Raw genomic sequence first — 20665 nt, forward strand, 5'->3', positions numbered from 1 at the left:
CTGGAGTCACTACAGGATCGGGAGCAGTAGCTGTAGATTTGGGTTCATCTGGAGTCACTACAGGATCGGGAGCAGTAGCTGTAGATTTGGGTTCATCTGGAGTTACTACAGCATTATTATTACCATTATTAAAATTTGGGTTGGTATTAGGTCTATTGGTTAGTACGGGTAACGTTGCTGCTGTACCCAACGCTATAGGGGCTAATTTATTTTGGCGATCGATTCGATATGATGGGGTTTGTAATCCTGATGGGACAGCAAAATTTGGCGATGAGGAAGCAGCTAAAGAAGATCTTTCCTGAGAAGCATTATTGGCTATTTTCAGGCGATCGCTTTCCCGATCTATTTCGCCAAAGTCTAACTTAGAATCAGCATCGATGCTTCCTAGGTCGATTCCAACATCTTTTGTAGACAACAAACTATTTTGTCTGCCGAAACCAAAAGTATTGGCAATTCCGCCTCTTTTAGCACCCAAAGACCAAAATAGTATTGTTCCAATAGTGCCGAAAGCAACAATTATCGCAATCATTTCGTCGAAAGTTACCCCCGCAGCAGGTTTTTTTCTGCGTTCTGGAATGGGATTTTGGGGTTCTTGAGAAGATGGATTAGTCATAGATATTAGATTACTAATTTAACAGTGACACTTAAAAAATAAACTAAGTTTAAGATAATTCTCAAAAAATAGGCTGAAGTTTTTAGGTTCTGATCGAACCGCTATTAATGATTGGTTGCAAATTGTAAAGCTGCTATTTGTGCTTCTGCTTTGTTTAATGATTCGTACCATTCTTTTTCGGGATCACTATCGGCAACAATACCCGCTCCCACTTGTCCGTAAACTAGAGCCAGTTTGGCATCGGCAGATGGGACGTATAGTAAAGTACGAATGAGAATATTTAAGTCTAGATTTCCTCGACAGTCAAGGTAGCCACAAGATCCATAGAACAAACTACGGCGCGTCGGTTCTAATTCTTCAATAATTTCCATGCAACGTACTTTAGGACATCCTGTAATTGTTCCCCCAGGAAATACACCGCGAATTAAATCTATTGTATCGCGATCGCTTTGTAAGATTCCTTTGACATTACTAACTAAGTGCATCACGTGGCTATAACGCTCTATTACTAATAGTTCGTCTACTTCTACCGAACCCCATTGGCAAACTCGACCCAGATCGTTGCGCTCTAGATCGACCAACATAATATGTTCTGCTCTTTCTTTGGTATTTGCTAGTAACTCTGTAGCCAAGGCGCGATCGCTTTTTCGATCTGTCCCTCTTCTTCTCGTCCCTGCAATAGGTCTAGTTTGAGCTTGGCTGCCTTCTAATTTAACCAGTCTTTCGGGAGAACAACTAATAATATCTCCCCAAGGGGATTTCCAATAGCTAGCAAAAGGAGAAGGATTTATTTGTTGGAGTTGACTATAAATCGACCAGCTATCGCGGTTTGTTTGAGTCTGAAAACGTAAAGACAAATTGGTTTGAAAGATATCTCCCGCCTGGATGTATTTTTGGGCTTGTTTGACGGAGTTTTGGTATTGTTCTCGATCGGTGAGGAAATTAATTGAGGACTTGGGGATTTGCCCTAAAGGATACCGCTTCCCATAGGGACTTGGGGACTGGGCGAGTAATCGGGTTTCTAGGTCGTTTAATTGGTCGGGGTTGGTCGTAGCTAACCAGAGGATGTTTTTTAAGTGATCTAAAACCGCAAAGCATTCGGGTTCGTACCAATAGGCTACGGGAAAAGGTAAGTCATCTTGATTGAGTTTGGGCAAACTTTCAATTTCCCAAGCAAGGTCGTAACCGAGCCAGCCCAACCAGCCACCAGTGAAGGGAAGATGGGCTATATCTGGGTTTTCTATTGGGTTTTCTGCTAGCGATCGCTTTAGTAAAGAACGAAGGAAAGGTAATATCTCACCCATTGCAGGAGTCCATATTTGGGCTTTGCCATCCACTTTTCGAGGACAACCTCCACAAATGGAATAACGAGATAAATGGGGGTATTCTGGGTCTGCTATGGTAGGGCTTTCGAGGAGGGTAGCAATATCTTGATCGCCAAATAATGTACTAAAGACTTCTGAAGCAGTGCGGTTGGCTAAAGGTAGAGATCGCCAGTACCAAGATTTTGTTGCTTCTGTCATAGTTAAAAAGTTCCACCCACAAACCAACGGGCGCACCAGAAGGGAATTAAGATCCCTAAAGCGATCCAATCTCGCGATCGCAATTTTAGTTGATGCCATTGGACTCGATGTTCGTTAGGACTAGTAAATCCTCTAACATCCATTGCCACAGCAATTTGTTCTGCTCTCAATAATAAATTTTCTAGTAGCTTCTCTGAAACAATTAACCATAGTTGCGCGCTACGACGCAAGCCCAATTTCTTCCAATCTATGGCTCTAGTGCGGATCGAACGAACTAAATTTTGTACTTCTTCTAAAACTAAAGGTATAAAACGCAGGGAAAGAGTCAAGGTGAGAACGATCTCTGAAACTGGTATATTGAAATGACGCAAGGGGTTCATTAAGTCGTCTAATCCTTCGGTAATCTCTTCGGGAGCAGTGGTTAATAAATATAAGCTAGTGCTGTAAATTAGAGTGAAAATTAGGGTAGAAATTCTGATCGCCACATCTAAGGAGCGACGAGTAATTACCAGACGGGGTAGCAAGAAAAACTTGGGTTTATCGAATAAGACGTATTGATAATCTGTGGCAGGAGCTAGGATGGAAGTGCATTGGGCAGTCTTTTCTGCTGCAAGATCTTTTGTGGTGTTATTGGCGGTGTTATTCGCTGGGGATATTTCCCCACAAAATGGGGGTGTGCGGGGGGTATACTTGACAGCTAGGCTATCGGGAGAAATGCTGGCAAATAAGAACATAAAAGTGCAGAGCAAGAGTAACCATCCCATTTGCTTGCGCCAGACTCTAAAGGGAATCCCAGCAACTATGGTTAAGAGGATTAAAGACCCCGCCAAAGCAATTCGCCAAAAAGGATTGCTTAATAAAGGAGCGATTAAAAAAGTCATTAACCAAACTAATTTAACTCGCGGATCGATTCTGTGTAGCCAAGTAACAGGTTGTTCTAAATATGACCCAATAGGCAGCGATCGCAATAAATCCATATGTAATCAAGGAACGAGGAGCAAGGAGCAAGGAACGAGGAATTATTGGTTTCTCTGACGGCGAATTTCTCTAGTTGCTGCTTCGTGGGCGCGAAGAGTTTCGCTAAAAATGTGAGTTCCATCATAACGAGCTACGAAATATAAATAGTTTGTATCTTCTGGATTTAGAGTAGCTTTGAGGCTTTCTATGCCAGGAGAAGCAATGGGAGTAGGAGTCAAACCAACGTTCATATATGTATTATAGGGCGATGGAGTGCCTACTTGGGTGTAGGTTAGGGGTTGATCTGCGGTTTGTCTGATGCCCAAACCGTATTCTACAGTGGGATCGGAGCCTAATTTTATCCCTTTTTCTAACCTCGCGGTAAATACCCCTGCAATCAAACGTCTTTCTGAGCCAACTACTGCCTCTTTTTCGACAATACTCGCCAGAGTTACCCAATCATTTAAACTCATATCGGGTTTTTCGGCTTCGTAGACTGGCAAAGCTACCTCTTCAAAGCGATCGAGCATGGTATAAATAATTCCCTCGGGATCGCTAGTGCGATCGCTGCTAATCTTATAGGTATCGGGATACAAAAAACCTTCTAGAATCGGTAAATCTTGAGGAAGCCAAGGATATTTATCGTAGGGAATTTGTTTGACCGCATTGGCAAACTCTTCTGCACTAAAGTAACCTCGATCTGCAAAATATGCTGCCATTTGTTTGGTAGACCAACCTTCGGGAATGGTAAAGTTAGTCTGCATAATATCTCCCGACCAAATTTTGGTTGCAATATCCGATAATGATTCTTGGGGGGATAGAAGATACGTACCAGCTTTGAAACCGCCTTGCGAGTCGGTGGTTTGTTTTAGCTTCGTCCAGATTTTCCAGCCTTGATGAGATTTGATTAATCCCGCCTGGGCTAATTCTGCACCAATTTGATTGCCACCAACACCAGATTTAACTGTAAACGGGACTTGCTTTTCTTGATCTATTTTTCCCCCTGGGGATTCTACGGGGGCAGTTAAACCTTTCCAACCAACCAATCCCAAAAGAAATAAAACCCCTACAGTGGCAGGAATAACTTTCATTGCTGGACTTATTTTAGTTTTTCTTTTAGAAGTTTTTTTCCGAGGAAACTTTCTTTTAGTAGTCATGTATAAATTATTTTAGTTATCAATTATCGATAGATATAAATTATCCGTATTTAGTTTATTTTGCGATCGGGTTCGATTTTACCTTGATCGTTATTAAATTGTCTTCTTCTGCCTCTAGTATGTTGAATTAATTGCCATGACATTCTTGATATTTTTTACCACTACCACACCAACAAGTTTCTTTAGACTTGGGTGTTGTTCCTGGTAGGATATCCCCATCGACATAAAACCATTGACCGTCAACTTTAATAAACCGAGAACGTTCGTGGAGTTGTTCTGGTAGATCGACTTGGTACACCGCTTCAAATTCTACAATTCCAGTGGTGTCATTTTTCTTACCTTTTTGGGTATTGATTATGGTCAAACCCAACCACTCAGTATTGCTAATGCTTTTGCTTAATTGGGCGCGATCGCTTTTGTTTCTTTTGTCGGGATGCAACGTCGCGATTAAATAATCAATATTACCTCGATAAAATGCTGTATAACGCGATCGCATTAGTTTTTCTGCTGTTTCTGGTTTTTTCTTCCCAGATAAATACATTCCACAACAATATTTATCTGCTTTTTTGCTTTGACAGGGACACAATTCTGGAGTCATTGATTAAAGATCTTAAAGTTACTAGTTTAGGGGGTGCGATCGATTTTCCAACCCAATTTAGTAGGATGTTGGTAGATCTTTTTTAGGGTGTTAATATCCCTGAGAGAAATAGGAGGAGGATCGCTTACCTGAGAGAAATAAAGCGCGTCAGTTTCTCGATCGCTATGTCCCCATATCCCCAAAGCATGACCCAATTCGTGGCGGATCGTGGCGAATAGAGATACCCCCGCATAATTAGGACTGATTTCTACTTTCATTTTATGAGTGATGGTAGCAGGATTTTGTTTAATATAAAATTTATAATTAGTTTCTGCTGTAACTGCTCTGGGGATATCGTATAACCCCGTATCGCGGTTTAATTTGGTTTCTCTTGGGGGTTGGGAGCGCAATATTACAATATCTGCTCGTTCTCGTTTTGTTATTTCTTCTAGGGGTAAATATACATTCCATTCGGCGATCGCTTTTTTAACCGCGTTAACCCACTGTTGAAAACGTTTGTCTGCTGAGGAGTCGGTCAAACTGAGGGGTTGCTGAACGTATACTGTTACGGGGAAATGCGACCAAACTAAATACCCTAGGGGCGTAGAATCAATGCGACTAAAATAATTACCGCTGTTTGTTTTGTCTTCCCATGTCTTCAAAGATTCGGGTAGAGTATGAACTTTGGATGGGGGTAAATTGGCGGTGGTGGGTTGAGCGAGAACTATAATTATCTGGGAAATAAATACAATCAGACAAGTGGCGATCGCAATATAAACAAGTTTTTGCCATTTTAACCGCCACTTATTCATGAATTTCTCATCAATTTAGGAAAATATTAACTAATCCAACCTGCACTCAAAGCAATAGTGAGAACGATAAAGGAAATACCTAAGCCCCAGGTAATACGATTTAAAGCATTTTCCGCGCTTTTTGTACTGGTAAACATTTGAGACTGTCCGCCAATACCGCCCAAGCCGTCACCCTTGGGGCTATGTAATAATATAAGTACTACCAATAGAAAGGCAGAAGCTGCCCAGACAATTTGAACTGCTTGAAATACGTTCATAAAAAAATATAATTTCGGCTTTTATTTTTATTTTTAAGACCAGCAACTATTGTAAACTTTTAACACAGGCATATTCAACTTATTTTTTAAATCGTAGGAAATGTCATTCACTCTAACTGACTTTCCCCCATCCCTACATGAACAATTACTTTGCTACAGTATCTCGCGGTTTAGAAGAAGTAGCGGTACGAGAATTAGAGAATATTGGCGCAAAAGATGTTCGTCCCGACTTTACAGGAGTCCATTTTAAAGGAGACAAAGCCACACTCTATAAGGCTAATTTATGGACGAGAACCAGCTTTCGGATCTTGATGCCCATCGCACGAGTTAAAAGCTTTACGGGGGACGAACTATATAAGAGCGTGCAAAAAATTGATTGGGATGAATATCTCGAACCCGATATGACTCTAGCTGTAACTTGTACGGGAAAAAGCAAGCATCTCAATCACACTCATTTTACCGCCCTACAAATTAAAAATTCCATCACGGACTGGCAAAAACAAAGGGGTGGCAAACGCTCTAGTGTGGATACAGAAAACCCCGATCTCTTAATTAACGCTCACATCGACCAAAAGCACTGTATCTTGAGCCTAGATAGTTCTGGTTCTAGTTTACACCGTCGGGGATATCGCCCCGCGATCGGTGCAGCACCGATGAAGGAAACTTTAGCCTCTGCTTTAATCGAGCTATCAGAATGGACGCCCGATTTACCCTTTCTCGATCCGATGTGCGGTAGCGGTACATTACCCATTGAAGCAGCTTTAAAAGGCTTGAATATCGCCCCTGGGTTGTATCGCGACTTTGGCTTTCAAACTTGGCTCGATTATGATGATAAATTATGGCAGAGTTTGATTAAAGAAGCAGAGTCGCAACAAAAAACAGACATCAATGTTCCCATCATAGGCAGCGATCGCAATTTGCAAGTAATTCGCCAGGCTTTTGTGAATGCGGAGAATTCTGGATTGGAAGACTATGTCAAATTTGCCCGTCAAGAGCTAATTAACGTCGAACCGCCAGCAGATAAGGGGGTTTTGATTTGCAATCCTCCCTATGGGGTAAGGTTGGGCAATGAGGCGGAATTAGGCGAACTATATAAGCTTCTGGGAGATATTTTTAAGCAACGATTTAAAGGTTGGACTGCCTATATTTTTACGGGTAGTATGAAACTATCTAAGCAAGTCGGTTTGCGGACTTCTAAGCGAGTCAAACTTTACAACGGCGCAATTCCTTGCACTTTGTTGAAATATGAGATGTATTAAGTAGTTTGGCTTTATGGTTTAGAGGGTTAATAGTTATCTCACGCAAAGACGCAAAGAAGCAAAAGTACAGAGGGATCGAGAGATATCCTGAAATAAGTTTGACCTGCTATTTCGATAATTTTAGTTTCATAAACCCCAATTAAGCGATCGCCTAAATCTAAAACAAAAATTAACCAATAGGTTTCAAGAACTGCGATACCCTAGATCGAGTGATTTATTAGATTTTTTTAAGATAGTTCCTATGACATCCACCATTGAAACTTCTAAGCGTACAGTACGTATTGGTACGCGCAAAAGTCAACTTGCTTTAGTACAAACTTATTGGGTGAAAGCAGAACTAGAAAAGCATTTTCCTGATATTGAATTTGAAGTCGAAAAGATGAGTACCCAGGGAGACAAAATCCTTGACGTACCCCTAGCAAAAATTGGCGACAAAGGTTTATTCACCAAAGAGCTAGAAGTAGGAATGCTCAATAATTCTACTGATTTTGCGGTGCATTCTCTTAAAGATTTGCCTACTAATTTACCCGAAGGTTTAATGTTGGGATGCGTTACCCAAAGAGTAGATCCCGCCGATGCTCTAGCAGTTAACGAAAAGAACAAAGATAAAACCTTAGCAACTTTTCCTGAAGGTTCGGTAATTGGGACATCTTCTCTTCGACGTTTGGCACAGTTGCGCCATCATTATCCCCATTTAGAGTTTAAAGATATTCGTGGTAACGTTAATACTCGTTTGGCTAAATTGGATGCGGGAGAATATGATGGTATTATTTTGGCGGTAGCTGGCTTGCAAAGATTGAATATGAGCGATCGCATTCACGAAGTTATTTCTCCAGAAGTATCCCTTCATGCAGTAGGACAAGGCGCACTAGGTATTGAATGTCGCGCAGGAGACGAAGAAATTCTTAAAATTCTCAAAGTATTAGAACATTCAGATAGTAGCGATCGGACTATGGCAGAAAGATCGTTTTTGCGAGAGTTGGAAGGGGGTTGTCAAGTACCTATTGGAGTCAATACTACGATTGATAATGACTCTCTAGTCGTCGTGGGAATGGTAGCTAGTTTGGATGGCAAACAATTGCTTAAAAATACAGTAACTGGCAAAAAACAAGACGCAGAGCAGCTAGGAAAAGATTTAGCAGCTAAATTGCGCGAACAAGGCGCAGGGGATATTTTAGCCAAGATTTTTGAAGAAGTAGGACGAGGATAAGTTGTCGCAGCTTATTTATCGCTTAGTTGAGGAAATTTATTGGCTCGTAAGTAATAAGTAATAACCGTTAATAGATAATCGATCTAACCTTGTCCGAAATTTATCTATTAAAGAGTACATTTAAAAACCCTAGCTTAAAGTTGGGGTTTTACACTTACATTTATTCATCGGAAATTTTAGTTTGAGTTCCTTTGACTCTACAAGAATTTTCGAGTATCACTTACATAGTCCAATTAAATTTTCTTCATAACTATTACCATGAATATCAAAGTCAAAACTATAGCTGTACCTGCATTTGTTGCTCTATCTCTTCTATTTGGAGCTTGTGCAGATCAAACAATTGAATCTCCTGATGCCATAGATGGAGCAGTTCAAGAAGGAGTTGAAGGTATCGAACAAAGTACAGAAGATGCTGGAGATTCAATCAAAGGCGGTCTAAAAGACTTCGAGAAAGGAGCAGAAGACGCTGCGGGCAATATTCAAGACGGTGCTAAAAACTTACAAAAAGATGCTGGAGAAGCTGCTGGAGCAGTCAAAGATGGTGTCAATCAAGGTATAGAAGATGCTGGCAATGCTGTTGAAAACTTGGGTGACGAAGCACAATAGTCATTGAATAGTTAAGAAGTTCAATTGAGAGTGAATAATTGAACTCCTTAGCTGATAGGATCTTGATTAATCAATATAGGTATCGTGTAGCAGTAACTACCGATACCTGTTTTTTTAGCTGATTTTGTCAGAAAATATTCAAAAAAAACTTATGGATTTCACTAGCAGTATTTTTGTATATGCTAAATGGTTGGGATTTGCTACCATTTTTTGTTTGCTCGTAGCAATCTTATCTTTTGTTGTCGGCTGGAGTTTTCGCTTTCGTTTGGTAGGTGTTACCAGCTTTATGGGAGTGCTTACCGCAGGAATGTTTGCTCTTGGCTTGAGCTTTTTTCCCCACGAATCAATTTCTGGTGCGGCTCGCTACACTTTGATTTATGACAATGGTGCAAACCAAGCAGTAGTAGCAGTCGCCCCCGATATAGAGAAATCCGCCATCGAACCCACCTTGCTTCAAGCAGCTTCGGATTTGTATTCTTATGGTAGGACTGGTACGGGTGGCAATAGCGAGTTTACTATTAAACTAAGAACAGTTTTGCATCCTCAAACAGGAGTATCTCAACCTTTATTTTTGGGCGAAGCAAAGCGATCGCTGATAGCTAGTGGAGATGAAGACATTCAAGTTAATGTTTTTTCTCAAAATTTGCGTAAATTACCCAACCCCAGCTAAAAGAGCAAGATTAATCAACTATTTATATGAGCAAGAAAGCTACACCCACATCAACCAAAACGGCAACTAGTTACGCTCCCTTATCGATCGCCCCCGCACGAGTATTGCGAGGAGAGCATTGTTTGAGGGATTCAGGTAAGGAAATCGCTAAATTGGGAGTTCGTCCTCTGGTGGTGGGTGGAGATCGAACTTTAGCAGCGATCTCCTCTAATTTAGAGCCTATCTTCACCCAAGAGCAATTAGTTGCTGAATTTGCTAGTTATAGTCCAGATTGTGCGGAATCTTCTTTATCCAGGCTCAAGGAGATGGTGCAGCAGCATCAAGCCGATCTGATTATTGGTGTTGGTGGTGGTAAGGCTTTGGATACGGCAAAACTACTCGCCTATCAATGTAATTTACCCATAGTTACCCTGCCGACTTCTGGGGCTACTTGTGCTGCTTGGACGGCTTTATCTAATATCTATTCCGAAGCGGGAGTTTTTCAATATGATGTCTCTCTCAGTTGTTGTCCCGACTTGTTGATTTTAGATTATGGTTTAGTCCGCACTGCTCCCCAGCGTACTTTAGTTGCAGGAATTGGCGATGCGATCGCCAAGTGGTATGAAGCTTCTGTCAGTAGTGGAGAATCTACTGCTACCTTATTAATTTCGGCAGTACAACAAGCCAGAATTTTAAGAGACATCTTATTCCAAAAATCCGCGATCGCTCTAAAGCATCCTCAGAGCAATGAATGGAGCGAAGTGGTCGATGCCACAGTATTGTTAGCGGGGGTAATTGGTGGTGTTGGTGGAGCAGATTGTCGTACTGTTGCTGCTCATGCAGTTCATAATGGTTTGACCCATTTACTAGAAGCCCACGACGTATTCCACGGCGAAAAAGTCGCTTATGGTATTTTGGTACAGTTGCGCCTCGAAGAGATGATTCAGGGTAACAAACTGGCAGCATCATCGAGAAAGCAATTACTCAAGTTTTATACTGAAATTGGCTTGCCTAAAACCCTAGAAGACCTTGGTTTAGCAGATGTTAGCCTCGCTCGACTGCGTCACGCAGCAGCGATCGCAACTCAGCCTAAATCCGATCTCCATCGACTACCCTTTGCTGTTTCTGCCGAACAATTAATGGCAGCGATGGTTTCAACCACTGTAGATACAACAACAGTAAAGGCGAACAATCTCAATTAAACAATATTTTTGCTTTATTTAAAAAGCGATCACGAAACCAAGCAAAGCTATAAAGCGATCGCTTTAACTATAAATTTTTATTTACCCAACAACCTAACCGCACCAATACCGCCAAAATATAATCCCAATACTGCACCTGCTAATAAAGACTGAGTTAAAGGATCGGTAGAAGGGGTTAAGACTGCACCCATAATCACCGATCCCAAAACTACAAAACGCCAACCTGCAAACATCTGTGCCGAGGATACAATACCGAGAAAGCCTAAGATAAGCTGAATAATGGGAATCTGGAATGCTAATCCCGTACTAAATAATAGCAATAAGACAAACTCAAAGTATTTATCGATCGACCAAGACTGTTCGACAACATTGCTACCATAATTGATAAAGAAATTGAGCGCAGCAGGAATCAAAGCAATATAGGCAAAAAACAAACCTGCAAAGAATAAAATACTCGAACCAAAAATGACGGGGGCGAGGAGACGACGCTCTTTTCGGGTTAAGCCTGGTAGGACAAATTGAACGATTTGATAGAGAATAAATGGACTAGCCAAAACCATGCCACTATAACCAGCTACCTTAATCGAAACAAAGAAAAACTCCCCTGGTGCTAGCTGCAAGAATTTAACCCCTTGGGCGGGGACTTCTAAGATGCGTACTAGAGGGCGTACAAAAATAAAACAGCCTAATGCTGCGATCGCAACGGCAATCAGAGCGTAAAACAGACGCAGACGCAATTCTTCCAAATGGTCGAATAGAGACATCTCTACTTCATCAGGAAGTTCGTTTAGATAATCTTCTTTTTCTTTAGTAGGGGTTTCTAAATTGGGTGATGGCATAAATAGAGATCGCCCTAGAATCTTAGGCAACGTTTAATTAGTTTTAATAATTATATCTTTCTTCCTTACAGGAAGGACGGGAGAAAGAAAGCCAACGTGCTTTTAGCCGTTGGACGGCGTGGAACATGGTCGGGAAACCCGACCGTTTCCGCTTTATGAATTTCGACCTTATTCTGAGGTTGGGCTGGACATTGGATTGAATTATTTTTATACCGACGACAAAGGTAACAAAGTTGAAAACCCTCGATTTTCAACCCTCGATTTTATAGAAAAGGAGAAAAAGCTCTTAAAAGACTAAATCGAAGTAAGTCTAAGAAATGGTATCTTGCATAAGACTAGTAATGCTGGGCGTAAATAATAGGTAATAAGTAATGATTTATCAGCTTTGACAGATTATTTAACGGTTACTTTATTTACTCCATTCTCTACTAGTCCCATACAAGATTGGCGAAGAATTTAGCTCAAATCCCATAAATATTAGCTTCAATGAGGTAATTAATGACAAAATACGACGTATATGCTTTAGGTAACGCTTTATTAGATACTGAGTTTGAAGTTTCTCCAGAGACTCTAGAGAAGTTAGGCATAGAAAAAGGCGTGATGACACTGTTAGATCGTGATGCTCAAGACAAAATCGTGGAATCTCTGGCAGAATACGATACAAAACGTTCCTGTGGTGGATCTGCTGCCAATACCCTCATTGCGATAAGTCAGTTTGGCGGGAAAGCTTTTTATTCCTGCAAAGTAGCCAATGACGAACCAGGGAAGTTTTATACTAAAGACTTATTAGATTGTGGTGTAGCGACTAACCTAGATACCCAAGTTGCAGATTCAGGGGTTACGGGTAAATGTTTGGTATTTGTAACTCCCGATGCCGATCGCACTATGAATACTTTTTTGGGTATTTCAGGAAATTTCAGCGATGCGGAATTAATTCCTGAAGCGATCGCCAATGCTGAATATACTTATATTGAAGGTTATTTGGTTAGTGGCGAAAATAGCAAACAAGCAGCCATTAAAGCTAAAGAAATCGCCCAAGCAGCGGAAAAAAAAGTTGCCTTTACTCTAGCTGATTTTAATATGGTCAAGTTCTTTAAATCTGGTTTGCTAGAGATTATAGGTGATGGGGTTGATTTCTTGTTTGCTAACGAAGGGGAAGCTTTATTGATGGCAGATACGGAAGACTTTGATACTGCCGTCGAACATCTAAAAACTCTTGCTAAAGGCTTTGCCATTACTCGCGGTGCAACTGGGTCGGTTATTTTCGATGGCGAAAAACTGATTGAAATAGAACCTTTTCCCGTTAAAGCGATCGATACTGTGGGTGCGGGAGATATGTATGCAGGAGCATTTTTATACGGTATCACCAACGGTATGAGTTACGAAGAAGCTGGCAGATTGGCTTCTAAGGCTTCGTCCAAAATTGTAACTAGTTTGGGTGCGCGGCTTAAAACCGAGGAAGTTCGAGGTCTTTTAAACTAATCTAAAGTTGCTTAATTAATTAGAAAAGCGATCGCTTTATAAAAGATAAAAGGCGATCGCTTTTAGTTATTAAATTCTAAATAAAAAATTAAATATATAAAAAGAGCGCGATCGCAATCTATGCCCCGCACTCTTTTCTATAATTTGATAGATTTATATTTTAAAAGTATTTATAAATCTTTCATTAGCTTAACTAGTTGCTACAGTTTCTGCATCGACATCAACAGTTTCGCTACTGGGATTTTCGGCGTTGGTAGTAGTATTAGGATTACTTTCTTGACGAGCTTGTATTTTAGATATCATCATTTGTGACAATTCTGTAAATAATAAACCTGCTAACATTACATCATCAAGTTGTCCCAAAATAGGAATAAAATCTGGTGCAATATCAATGGGACTAATCAAATAAATTACCGTACCTAGCATCACCCACCAACGATATTTAGGATGGCGGATGGCACTGCGATACCAATCGTACAAGGAAGAAAGAGAAAAATTCATCGCTGTATTTGTGTCCTCGATTAACTGATCTCATTATGACAGAGTGCAGCTATAAATTCAGTGTGGAAAACCTCATATATAGCCGTACAAAGATTTTCATAGTGATTTTAATAGTTGGAAACGAGTACTTCTGCGATCGCACCTCTTTTGTTTCCTTGAGAATTAATCGATCGCGGTGCATTTACTTGTTCTATTTTAAATTGACTATAGAGATCGAAAATTAAAGGTGCAGCAGAATTAGATACCATAAACTTAACTCCCTGGCGATCAAGTCTTTGGCAAAGATTTAACAGTGCGATTTGCATTTTATTATCGAAACCTTCTTTGCTGTAGTTGGTAAAGTTAGAGGTTGCATTTAAAGGGATATAAGGGGGATCGAAATAAACAAAGTCTTCAGGGGTGATTTTTGATTCTAGATCGAGAAAAGAACTATTTAAAATCTTGGTTTTTTGCAAACTATTACTACAAGCGCGAAGATTGTCTGCATCAATAATTTTCGGATTTTTATATCTTCCAAAAGGAACATTATATTGACCTTTGGAGTTGACTCGATATAAACCATTAAAACAAGTCTTATTCAAGAAAATAAAACGGCTAGCCCTTTGAATATTTGTCCATTGAGAGTATTCAGGCAAGCGATCGCAATTTCTAATTTGATAATAATATTCTTGATCGTAATAATGCTGTTGGAGATCGATAATTAATTCTTCAACATTATTTTTAACGCATTGATATGTATTAACTAATTCTAGATTGATATCTGAAAGTACAGCTTTCTCTGGTTGTAAATGCCAAAAAAGAGCAGCACCACCCATAAAAGACTCGTAGTATGTTTCATATTTTTGAGGAAGGCGTTTGACTAATTCTGGAAGTAGTTTTCTTTTCCCTCCCACCCACTTTAAAAAAGGCTTACAAGCGATCGTTGAATTGCTCAAAATTTTATATTTAAAATCATTAATCTTAGAACTATCTAAAAATGCGATCGGGTTCGAATATTAAATATTATCAATTTAAAATAAAAAAAGGTGAGTTCAACCCACCTTTAAATCAAGTTAAATTACATTGAAACATCTAAATTCAGTAGGAATAGTAGTAAGTCAATGCAAATAATAATCAAATAATCTCTTATTACTTATTACTTATCCTCAACGATCCACAGACCCCATAATGATATCTATACTGCCGAGAATAGGCATAATATCAGCCAGCTTAACCCCTTTAAGAAGTTCTGGTAGAATTTGTAGATTATTAAAGTCAGGGGCGCGAATTTTCCAACGCCAAGGAAAGACATTATCATTACCGACAATAAAGATTCCTAGTTCCCCTTTACCACTCTCCAAACGAACGTAGTGTTCCCCTTCAGGAATTTTAAAGGTAGGAGCAACTTTTTTGGCTACATACTGATATTCAAAATCATTCCACTTAGACTTACGCCCTTCCGCCATGCGACGAGCTTCCAGGTTTTCATAAGCACCGCCAGGAATACCTTTGAGAGCTTGACGAATAATTTTGAGAGATTCGCGCATTTCGCGGACTCGAACTAAATAGCGCGCAAAACAATCACCTGCTGTTTCCCAATGAATATCCCAGTCAAAATCGTCGTAACATTCATAATGGTCTACTTTACGCAAATCCCATTTAACCCCCGAAGCTCTTAACATAGGCCCCGATAGACCCCAGTTAATTGCTTGGTCGCGGGTGATTGTACCGACTCCTTCTACACGACGACGGAAAATCGGATTGTTGGTAATCAATTTTTCATATTCATCGATCTTAGGATCGAAGTAATCACAAAAATCTTTGCATTTATCAATCCAACCGTAGGGTAAATCTACCGATACACCACCAATACGGAAGTAGTTATTATTAACTAGTCTTTGACCAGTAGCAGCCTCCCAAAGATCGTAAATTAATTCCCGTTCGCGGAAAATATAGAAAAAGGGAGTTTGCGCCCCAACATCTGCCATAAATGGGCCTAACCACAATAAATGGTTGGCAATACGGTTTAATTCGAGCATAATTACCCGAATATATTGGGCGCGTTTGGGAACTTCAATTCCTGCAAGCTTTTCAGGAGCATTAACGGTAATTGCTTCGTTAAACATACCCGCAGCATAGTCCCAACGGCTTACATAGGGGACATACATTACGCTGGTACGGTTTTCTGCAATCTTCTCCATACCTCGATGAAGATAGCCAATTACAGGCTCACAATCGATTACATCTTCCCCATCAAGAGTCACAATGAGACGCAATACGCCGTGCATTGAAGGATGATGAGGCCCCATGTTGAGAATCATGGGTTCGGTTCTAGTTTCTATCTGTGCCATAAATCAGCAATATGTCTTTTATTAATAAAGCTATATATTGTTACCGCTATTCTGTATATCTTATCGAGTTTCTTGTCGGGATACGAATCTATTCACTCTAAAACTAACTATTGCGTAAATTTACAGAAGGTTTATCATAAATTTAATATTTACTACAGATTCTGGCAACGCTTTCGATTATGATTAAATCTATCAGACACGAGCAAGAAAAGTTAGAATCATGGTAGCAGACGATCTTCAAATCGGTTCTCTTTTACAGCCTTTCCAACGTTTTGGCGTAAATCTTGGTTTAAAAAGAATTGAAAAGCTACTAGCAAATTTAGGCAATCCTCAAGAAAAAGTACCAATTATTCACGTTGCGGGTTCTAATGGCAAAGGATCGGTCTGTGCTTATTTGTCTTCGATTTTGACCGAAGGGGGATATCGAGTCGGACGTTATACATCTCCTCATTTAGTCGATTGGACAGAACGAATTTATCTCAACGAACAAGCTATTGCACCGACTGAATTAATTAAACTACTACAGGATATTCACGGGGCGCTCGACCCAAATGCAGAAAGCCCCACCCAGTTTGAAGTAATTACTGCTGCTGCTTGGCTTTATTTTGCGCGATCGCAAGTGGATATCGCCGTGATGGAAGTGGGCTTGGGAGGTAGACTGGATGCAACCAACGTCACCGATCGCAGCTTGGTTAGCATTATTACATCCCTTAGTAAAGAACACTGGCAGCGTTTGGGGCCGACTATAGCCGATATTGCGAGAGAAAAAGCGGGAGTCTTCAAGCCTAACTGTCCTGCTATTATCGGACAATTGCCGTCAGAAGCGAAAGATGTGGCGATCGCTAGAGCAAAAGAGTTAGATTGTCCTTTGACTTGCGTAGAACCAGCTCAAAGAATCGAAATTCCGCAACGAAATGATGCTAATTGGGCAAAATATGAAGATATTAAGTATCCTTTGCCTTTAAACGGAGAAGTACAGCTAAATAATTCAGCTTTGGCGATCGCGGCTATCAAAATTTTACAACAGCAGGGGTGGGATATTCCTGAATTGGCAATTCAGACAGGAATGAACAAAACTAGGTGGTTGGGTAGGTTGCAGTGGAGTACTTGGCAAAATAGTCCTTTGCTGATTGATGGGGCGCATAATCCCGCAGCAGCGATCGCCTTAAGGCAATATGTCGATACTCTCAAAAAACCCATTGTTTGGGTGATAGGAATACTTTCTACCAAAGATCGTGAAGATGTTTTTGATGCTCTTTTAAAACCTCAAGACGAGCTACATTTAGTACCCGTACCAGACCATAGTAGTGCAGATACTCAAGAATTAGCAGCGATCGCTAATGGTGTGTGTCCTAACTTAAGTCATTGTTCGACTCACCTAGATGTCTTTACCGCTTTAGATAGTGCCATCTCTAGAACTCAAGAATCAAAAACAGAAAAGTTAGTTGTTCTATGTGGTTCTCTATATTTAATTGGTCATCTCTTTCAAAATAGAGATTTGCATCAACCTTCTCACAAGTTAGTCAATGCAAGATAAATTGATCGATTAATTAAAATGAAGATTCGCTAAAAGAAGATGTTGCCGAAGATTCCTCCGTGTCAGTGGTCGGAATTTCTAGAAAGTCACTGTTGTCTAATGGTTTAATTAAACTATTATCCCTGGTGCTATTAAAATCATTACTAGAAGTTGGACTGCTATAGTCAGGAAACTGACTGCTGATTCTTTCTTGGTTTTGGCGATTGCGTGCCACACTCGAATCAAAGTTATCAATCGGGCGATTTATATCTGTTAAATAGGCATTTGCAGTGGATTGAATAGTGCTAGGAGGATTAGAATAAGTGCCTGTGGGAATTCCTTCATTACTCGGTAATATACCTGTCGTACCTCCTTCCTCTTGTGGTACGGGAACGATGACTATATTGTCTTCTCTGTTTAATTTCTCAAAAGGGCTGTCATCTTCAGTAATGTAAGATGACTCTTTTTCTTCTTGTTTTTCTTGAGCAATTTGGTCAGTATAAAATGAATAGGCTATTCCCCCCATGCCCAATATTACGCAGAAAAGTATGCCTACTCCCAGGATTATTGGTAAATATTGTGAATCTCGCTGCATAATGTTCCCCAATAAAAGTTTTGGTTATTAATGCCTTCACTTTTTAACTTAGTAAGCAATAGTAAAATAACCGATTATTTTCAGGGAATTCTATAACTAAATATCTTGGAATACTTAATGACTCTCATCATTTGCCCTGGTATTCATCCACCAGAGTTAACCGAAAGCTTTGTTGAAAGTATTAAAAAGACAATTGGAGAAAGAAAATATCTAATTTTCCCCTCCGAAGAATCTGGGCCTTATTCGGCGATCGCAATTCTACAATGGCTAAAAATACACTATCCATCACCTCTAGATGCTCCTCCACTATCTTTTATTAGTTTTAGTGCGGGAGTTGTGGGTAGTATGGGGGCTGCGATCGCTTGGCAATTACAAGGAGGAAGAATTAATAACTTTATTGCCTTTGATGGTTGGGGAATGCCATTAATTGGCAACTTTCCTCTCTATCGAGTTAGTCACGATCGCTTTACCCATTATACGTCGGCTCTTTTGGGAGGAGGAAAAAAAGGTTTTTATGTCGATCCAGAAGTAGAACATTTAACATTATGGCGATCGCCCGATACTTGTCGGGGATGGTACATAATTAGCCCTGGTTTAAAAACTCGTTGTTCTCTCCTGGAATATCTTAATTCTAGATGTTAAACCAAAATTTAGAAAATAATTTTTGTTCCTACATGACAGACAAGCAATAACAAAACAGCATAATTAAAATAATTGAGCTTTTTTAAATCTCGCTTCAATTCAGAAAAAGTAAAAGCTAAAAATATCAACAAATTAAAGACAAATAAGCCGCCTCCATAGATCCAGTAAGTATTAATCTTATAAAAATCTATATTAGTATTTTGAGTGATTAATAATCCATGAATCAATCCCAAACAAATAGTTAAGAGTATTCCTAAATGAGAAATTTTTAGCGTTAGCCTGTTGCTATTGCTCGTAGTAATCTTGAACGTATTAACTAAGGTAGGAAATAAAATTGTCAGAGAAGTTACTAAAGATAAAACACCTACAGTATGAGCTATTGAATTAGGATTAAGCATAATTAGTATTGATCGAATTTATAAAAAATTTATATTTCAAGCTGAAGACAATGAGTTCGTACCTTCAGCTTGGTATCAAAGTTTGAACTACAATCCAAGTTTTTGCTAGACAACATTTTAGTTGTCTGCTAGATACTGCATAAAATCAGCACCAAACTTGGAGTCAATACTCAAACAAAATACAGCATACAAGATTCCAGCAGTAATTAAGGCGTGAAATTGTTTCATAACTATTAAGTTTCCAATTTTGATTGTTAATCTAGATTTTGACTACGACGAACATCAATTGAATATGCATTTTAAAGCTATTTATCAATATTTTTTATTAAGTAAACTTTAATTAATAATAATAAAAAATTTCATTAATCAAAAAAGCATCTAAAATTTAGATGCTTGAAAATAAGTTATAAAAACTGTCTGAAAAATACCTGCTATTACTGAAGATAGTTAAAATAAGCGAGGGTCAATATCTATATATTTTTGGTCGAATAAAGTTAATTAAGAACAAATTAATTGTCTAAACTCATGCTACTTGAGGCTCTAACATTGTGCCCAATTGCTCGATTCCTTTATGTAGATGTCTAGTAACAGTCATCGGACTAATGCCAATATGTCTGGCGGCTTCTTTTCGGGGTAAATCCCAAAGAAATACACATTCAATTGCTGCTTTAGTTTTATCTTCTAGTTGACTCATTGCTCGTTGCAACTGCAATTTATCATCTTCCAATTTACGCTGTTGATGATAGCGAGGATCTGCAATAGTATCGCCAAAGGTAATTGATGAATCGAGACAATTATTAACCACCGCATCCAAACTAATTGGCAAGCGATTTTGTAAGGCTAATTGACACTCACTCCATTCTGCCAAAGGTACGCCCAAACCATCTGCCAATTCCGTGTCTTTAGGCAAACGTCCTAGCTTTTCAATTAAATCTTTGCGGAGTTTTTTTCCTCTGGTATAAAGCTCTTGCCATCTACGAGGAATTCGCATCATGCTACCTTTATCTCTCAAATAATGTAGCATTTCTCCACGAATATAAGGAATCGCAAAAGAGCTAAATGCAGAACCTTGTTGGGGATCGAAGCGTTCGATCGCTCTAATTAAACCCAAGTAGCCAATTTGTTCCAAATCTTCATACGGTTCAGCACATTTACGACAGATTTGATGGGCTACTTTTCGAACCAAACCTGCATTTAACTCTACTAATTTATTGCGTAATTCTAAAGATGGATTACGATGATAATTCTGGAGAAAATCCATACAACGATAACTAAAAGTTGGAATAGCCATAAAAATAAAGTTTTTCTGTATCAACAATCTATTTATGCGAATCTAAATCTCATTTTCTGTTGTCAGAAAAATCTACACCATAGTTGTTTTACGGAAAAAACTTAATTCCAACTTTTTTGTCTACGAGCAAATACGTATTATAGATTAAGTTTTAGCGAGGTATTTGTTCTAATTAAATACTTTTTAAAACTGAGCTAAATCAGATTATTTAAGGTATAAAGTACGTAAATATAATTAGCAAAAATTTGT

21 protein-coding genes and 1 pseudogene are annotated in these 20665 nt (G+C 39.4%); 8 read left to right on the forward strand and 14 right to left on the reverse strand.

The genetic code is table 11. The features are described from left to right. The 7 genes and pseudogenes from I4641_RS07960 to secG all read right to left on the reverse strand — a co-directional run. Positions 1-613 (reverse strand): annotated as a pseudogene (locus I4641_RS07960) (hypothetical protein); the annotation flags it as partial. A 104-nt stretch (positions 614-717) separates the two neighbouring features. Next, positions 718-2136, reverse strand: coding sequence for an anthranilate synthase component I (locus I4641_RS07965; protein WP_369426746.1), 1419 nt, complete (start codon positions 2134-2136; stop codon positions 718-720). Positions 2137-2138: 2 nt separating this feature from the next. Then, on the reverse strand, positions 2139-3113 hold the full coding sequence (locus tag I4641_RS07970) for an energy-coupling factor transporter transmembrane component T family protein (protein ID WP_229639954.1): 975 nt from the start codon (positions 3111-3113) through the stop codon (positions 2139-2141). Positions 3114-3155: 42 nt separating this feature from the next. Continuing rightward, the gene (gene mltG, locus I4641_RS07975; protein ID WP_229639955.1) at positions 3156-4250 is read right to left on the reverse strand and encodes an endolytic transglycosylase MltG; all 1095 of its coding nucleotides are present in this window, start codon (positions 4248-4250) and stop codon (positions 3156-3158) included. Positions 4251-4377: 127 nt separating this feature from the next. Next, positions 4378-4848 (reverse strand): YchJ family protein, encoded by a 471-nt coding sequence (locus I4641_RS07980; RefSeq protein WP_229639956.1) that lies wholly within the window; start codon positions 4846-4848, stop codon positions 4378-4380. 26 nt (positions 4849-4874) lie between these two features. Continuing rightward, positions 4875-5639 carry a matrixin family metalloprotease gene (locus I4641_RS07985; RefSeq protein WP_229639957.1) on the reverse strand — a complete coding sequence of 255 codons (765 nt, stop codon included), beginning with the start codon at positions 5637-5639 and terminating at the stop codon, positions 4875-4877. 26 nt (positions 5640-5665) lie between these two features. After that, positions 5666-5896: a preprotein translocase subunit SecG gene (secG, locus tag I4641_RS07990; protein ID WP_229639958.1), complete on the reverse strand. Its 231-nt coding sequence runs from the start codon at positions 5894-5896 to the stop codon at positions 5666-5668. A gap of 137 nt (positions 5897-6033) precedes the next feature. On the opposite strand from secG, the gene I4641_RS07995 reads away from it, so the two are divergent. The 5 genes from I4641_RS07995 to I4641_RS08015 all read left to right on the forward strand — a co-directional run bounded on the left by I4641_RS07995 (position 6034) and on the right by I4641_RS08015 (position 10822). Next, on the forward strand, positions 6034-7155 hold the full coding sequence (locus tag I4641_RS07995; RefSeq protein WP_229639959.1) for a THUMP domain-containing class I SAM-dependent RNA methyltransferase: 1122 nt from the start codon (positions 6034-6036) through the stop codon (positions 7153-7155). A 241-nt stretch (positions 7156-7396) separates the two neighbouring features. Beyond that, positions 7397-8365, forward strand: a complete 969-nt coding sequence (gene hemC / locus I4641_RS08000) for a hydroxymethylbilane synthase (protein ID WP_229639960.1) — start codon at positions 7397-7399, stop codon at positions 8363-8365. Positions 8366-8623: 258 nt separating this feature from the next. Next, positions 8624-8971, forward strand: a complete 348-nt coding sequence (locus I4641_RS08005; RefSeq protein WP_229639961.1) for a hypothetical protein — start codon at positions 8624-8626, stop codon at positions 8969-8971. 151 nt (positions 8972-9122) lie between these two features. Beyond that, on the forward strand, positions 9123-9641 hold the full coding sequence (locus tag I4641_RS08010) for a Ycf51 family protein (protein WP_229639962.1): 519 nt from the start codon (positions 9123-9125) through the stop codon (positions 9639-9641). Between the two features lie 26 nt (positions 9642-9667). Beyond that, complete coding sequence (locus I4641_RS08015; protein WP_229639963.1) at positions 9668-10822, forward strand: iron-containing alcohol dehydrogenase family protein; 1155 nt, start codon at positions 9668-9670, stop codon at positions 10820-10822. A gap of 77 nt (positions 10823-10899) precedes the next feature. Here the strand turns inward: I4641_RS08015 and tatC are convergent, their stop codons facing one another. Continuing rightward, a complete protein-coding gene (gene tatC, locus I4641_RS08020; protein WP_229639964.1) occupies positions 10900-11661 on the reverse strand; it encodes a twin-arginine translocase subunit TatC in 762 nt (253 codons plus the stop codon). 498 nt (positions 11662-12159) lie between these two features. Here tatC and I4641_RS08025 point away from each other — a divergent pair, with 498 nt between their 5' ends. Beyond that, on the forward strand, positions 12160-13143 hold the full coding sequence (locus tag I4641_RS08025) for an adenosine kinase (RefSeq protein ID WP_229639965.1): 984 nt from the start codon (positions 12160-12162) through the stop codon (positions 13141-13143). A gap of 189 nt (positions 13144-13332) precedes the next feature. Here the strand turns inward: I4641_RS08025 and I4641_RS08030 are convergent, their stop codons facing one another. The 3 genes from I4641_RS08030 to I4641_RS08040 form a co-directional block, all read right to left on the reverse strand. Beyond that, the gene (locus tag I4641_RS08030) at positions 13333-13644 is read right to left on the reverse strand and encodes a YkvA family protein (RefSeq protein ID WP_229639966.1); all 312 of its coding nucleotides are present in this window, start codon (positions 13642-13644) and stop codon (positions 13333-13335) included. 107 nt (positions 13645-13751) lie between these two features. Then, a complete protein-coding gene (locus I4641_RS08035) occupies positions 13752-14582 on the reverse strand; it encodes a DNA adenine methylase (RefSeq protein ID WP_369426747.1) in 831 nt (276 codons plus the stop codon). Between the two features lie 207 nt (positions 14583-14789). Next, positions 14790-15974: an NAD(P)H-quinone oxidoreductase subunit H gene (locus I4641_RS08040; protein ID WP_229639968.1), complete on the reverse strand. Its 1185-nt coding sequence runs from the start codon at positions 15972-15974 to the stop codon at positions 14790-14792. Between the two features lie 220 nt (positions 15975-16194). Here I4641_RS08040 and I4641_RS08045 point away from each other — a divergent pair, with 220 nt between their 5' ends. Continuing rightward, positions 16195-17511 carry a bifunctional folylpolyglutamate synthase/dihydrofolate synthase gene (locus I4641_RS08045; protein ID WP_229639969.1) on the forward strand — a complete coding sequence of 439 codons (1317 nt, stop codon included), beginning with the start codon at positions 16195-16197 and terminating at the stop codon, positions 17509-17511. 13 nt (positions 17512-17524) lie between these two features. Here the strand turns inward: I4641_RS08045 and I4641_RS08050 are convergent, their stop codons facing one another. Next, positions 17525-18085: a hypothetical protein gene (locus I4641_RS08050; RefSeq protein ID WP_229639970.1), complete on the reverse strand. Its 561-nt coding sequence runs from the start codon at positions 18083-18085 to the stop codon at positions 17525-17527. Positions 18086-18202: 117 nt separating this feature from the next. On the opposite strand from I4641_RS08050, the gene I4641_RS08055 reads away from it, so the two are divergent. Continuing rightward, the gene (locus I4641_RS08055) at positions 18203-18727 is read left to right on the forward strand and encodes a hypothetical protein (protein ID WP_229639971.1); all 525 of its coding nucleotides are present in this window, start codon (positions 18203-18205) and stop codon (positions 18725-18727) included. 8 nt (positions 18728-18735) lie between these two features. On the opposite strand, the gene I4641_RS08060 is transcribed toward I4641_RS08055, so the two are convergent. Both I4641_RS08060 and I4641_RS08065 read right to left on the reverse strand, forming a co-directional pair. Beyond that, a complete protein-coding gene (locus tag I4641_RS08060) occupies positions 18736-19125 on the reverse strand; it encodes a hypothetical protein (RefSeq protein WP_229639972.1) in 390 nt (129 codons plus the stop codon). Between the two features lie 523 nt (positions 19126-19648). Further along, positions 19649-20416 carry an RNA polymerase sigma factor SigF gene (locus I4641_RS08065; RefSeq protein ID WP_229639973.1) on the reverse strand — a complete coding sequence of 256 codons (768 nt, stop codon included), beginning with the start codon at positions 20414-20416 and terminating at the stop codon, positions 19649-19651. Between the last annotated feature and the right edge of the window lie 249 nt (positions 20417-20665).

The organism is Waterburya agarophytonicola KI4, from assembly GCF_020640915.1.
Lineage (GTDB): Bacteria > Cyanobacteriota > Cyanobacteriia > Cyanobacteriales > Xenococcaceae > Waterburya > Waterburya agarophytonicola.

Excerpts from the sequence above, each read along its gene's own strand:
- I4641_RS07965 (WP_369426746.1), bottom strand. The coding sequence starts at position 2,136 with ATGACAGAAGCAACAAAATCTTGGTACTGGCGATCTCTACCTTTAGCC.
- I4641_RS07970 (WP_229639954.1), bottom strand. The coding sequence starts at position 3,113 with ATGGATTTATTGCGATCGCTGCCTATTGGGTCATATTTAGAACAACCT.
- mltG (WP_229639955.1), bottom strand. The coding sequence starts at position 4,250 with ATGACTACTAAAAGAAAGTTTCCTCGGAAAAAAACTTCTAAAAGAAAA.
- I4641_RS07980 (WP_229639956.1), bottom strand. The coding sequence starts at position 4,848 with ATGACTCCAGAATTGTGTCCCTGTCAAAGCAAAAAAGCAGATAAATAT.
- I4641_RS07985 (WP_229639957.1), bottom strand. The coding sequence starts at position 5,639 with ATGAATAAGTGGCGGTTAAAATGGCAAAAACTTGTTTATATTGCGATC.
- secG (WP_229639958.1), bottom strand. The coding sequence starts at position 5,896 with ATGAACGTATTTCAAGCAGTTCAAATTGTCTGGGCAGCTTCTGCCTTT.
- I4641_RS07995 (WP_229639959.1), top strand. The coding sequence starts at position 6,034 with ATGAACAATTACTTTGCTACAGTATCTCGCGGTTTAGAAGAAGTAGCG.
- hemC (WP_229639960.1), top strand. The coding sequence starts at position 7,397 with ATGACATCCACCATTGAAACTTCTAAGCGTACAGTACGTATTGGTACG.
- I4641_RS08005 (WP_229639961.1), top strand. The coding sequence starts at position 8,624 with ATGAATATCAAAGTCAAAACTATAGCTGTACCTGCATTTGTTGCTCTA.
- I4641_RS08010 (WP_229639962.1), top strand. The coding sequence starts at position 9,123 with ATGGATTTCACTAGCAGTATTTTTGTATATGCTAAATGGTTGGGATTT.
- I4641_RS08015 (WP_229639963.1), top strand. The coding sequence starts at position 9,668 with ATGAGCAAGAAAGCTACACCCACATCAACCAAAACGGCAACTAGTTAC.
- tatC (WP_229639964.1), bottom strand. The coding sequence starts at position 11,661 with ATGCCATCACCCAATTTAGAAACCCCTACTAAAGAAAAAGAAGATTAT.
- I4641_RS08025 (WP_229639965.1), top strand. The coding sequence starts at position 12,160 with ATGACAAAATACGACGTATATGCTTTAGGTAACGCTTTATTAGATACT.
- I4641_RS08030 (WP_229639966.1), bottom strand. The coding sequence starts at position 13,644 with ATGAATTTTTCTCTTTCTTCCTTGTACGATTGGTATCGCAGTGCCATC.
- I4641_RS08040 (WP_229639968.1), bottom strand. The coding sequence starts at position 15,974 with ATGGCACAGATAGAAACTAGAACCGAACCCATGATTCTCAACATGGGG.
- I4641_RS08045 (WP_229639969.1), top strand. The coding sequence starts at position 16,195 with ATGGTAGCAGACGATCTTCAAATCGGTTCTCTTTTACAGCCTTTCCAA.
- I4641_RS08050 (WP_229639970.1), bottom strand. The coding sequence starts at position 18,085 with ATGCAGCGAGATTCACAATATTTACCAATAATCCTGGGAGTAGGCATA.
- I4641_RS08055 (WP_229639971.1), top strand. The coding sequence starts at position 18,203 with ATGACTCTCATCATTTGCCCTGGTATTCATCCACCAGAGTTAACCGAA.
- I4641_RS08060 (WP_229639972.1), bottom strand. The coding sequence starts at position 19,125 with ATGCTTAATCCTAATTCAATAGCTCATACTGTAGGTGTTTTATCTTTA.
- I4641_RS08065 (WP_229639973.1), bottom strand. The coding sequence starts at position 20,416 with ATGGCTATTCCAACTTTTAGTTATCGTTGTATGGATTTTCTCCAGAAT.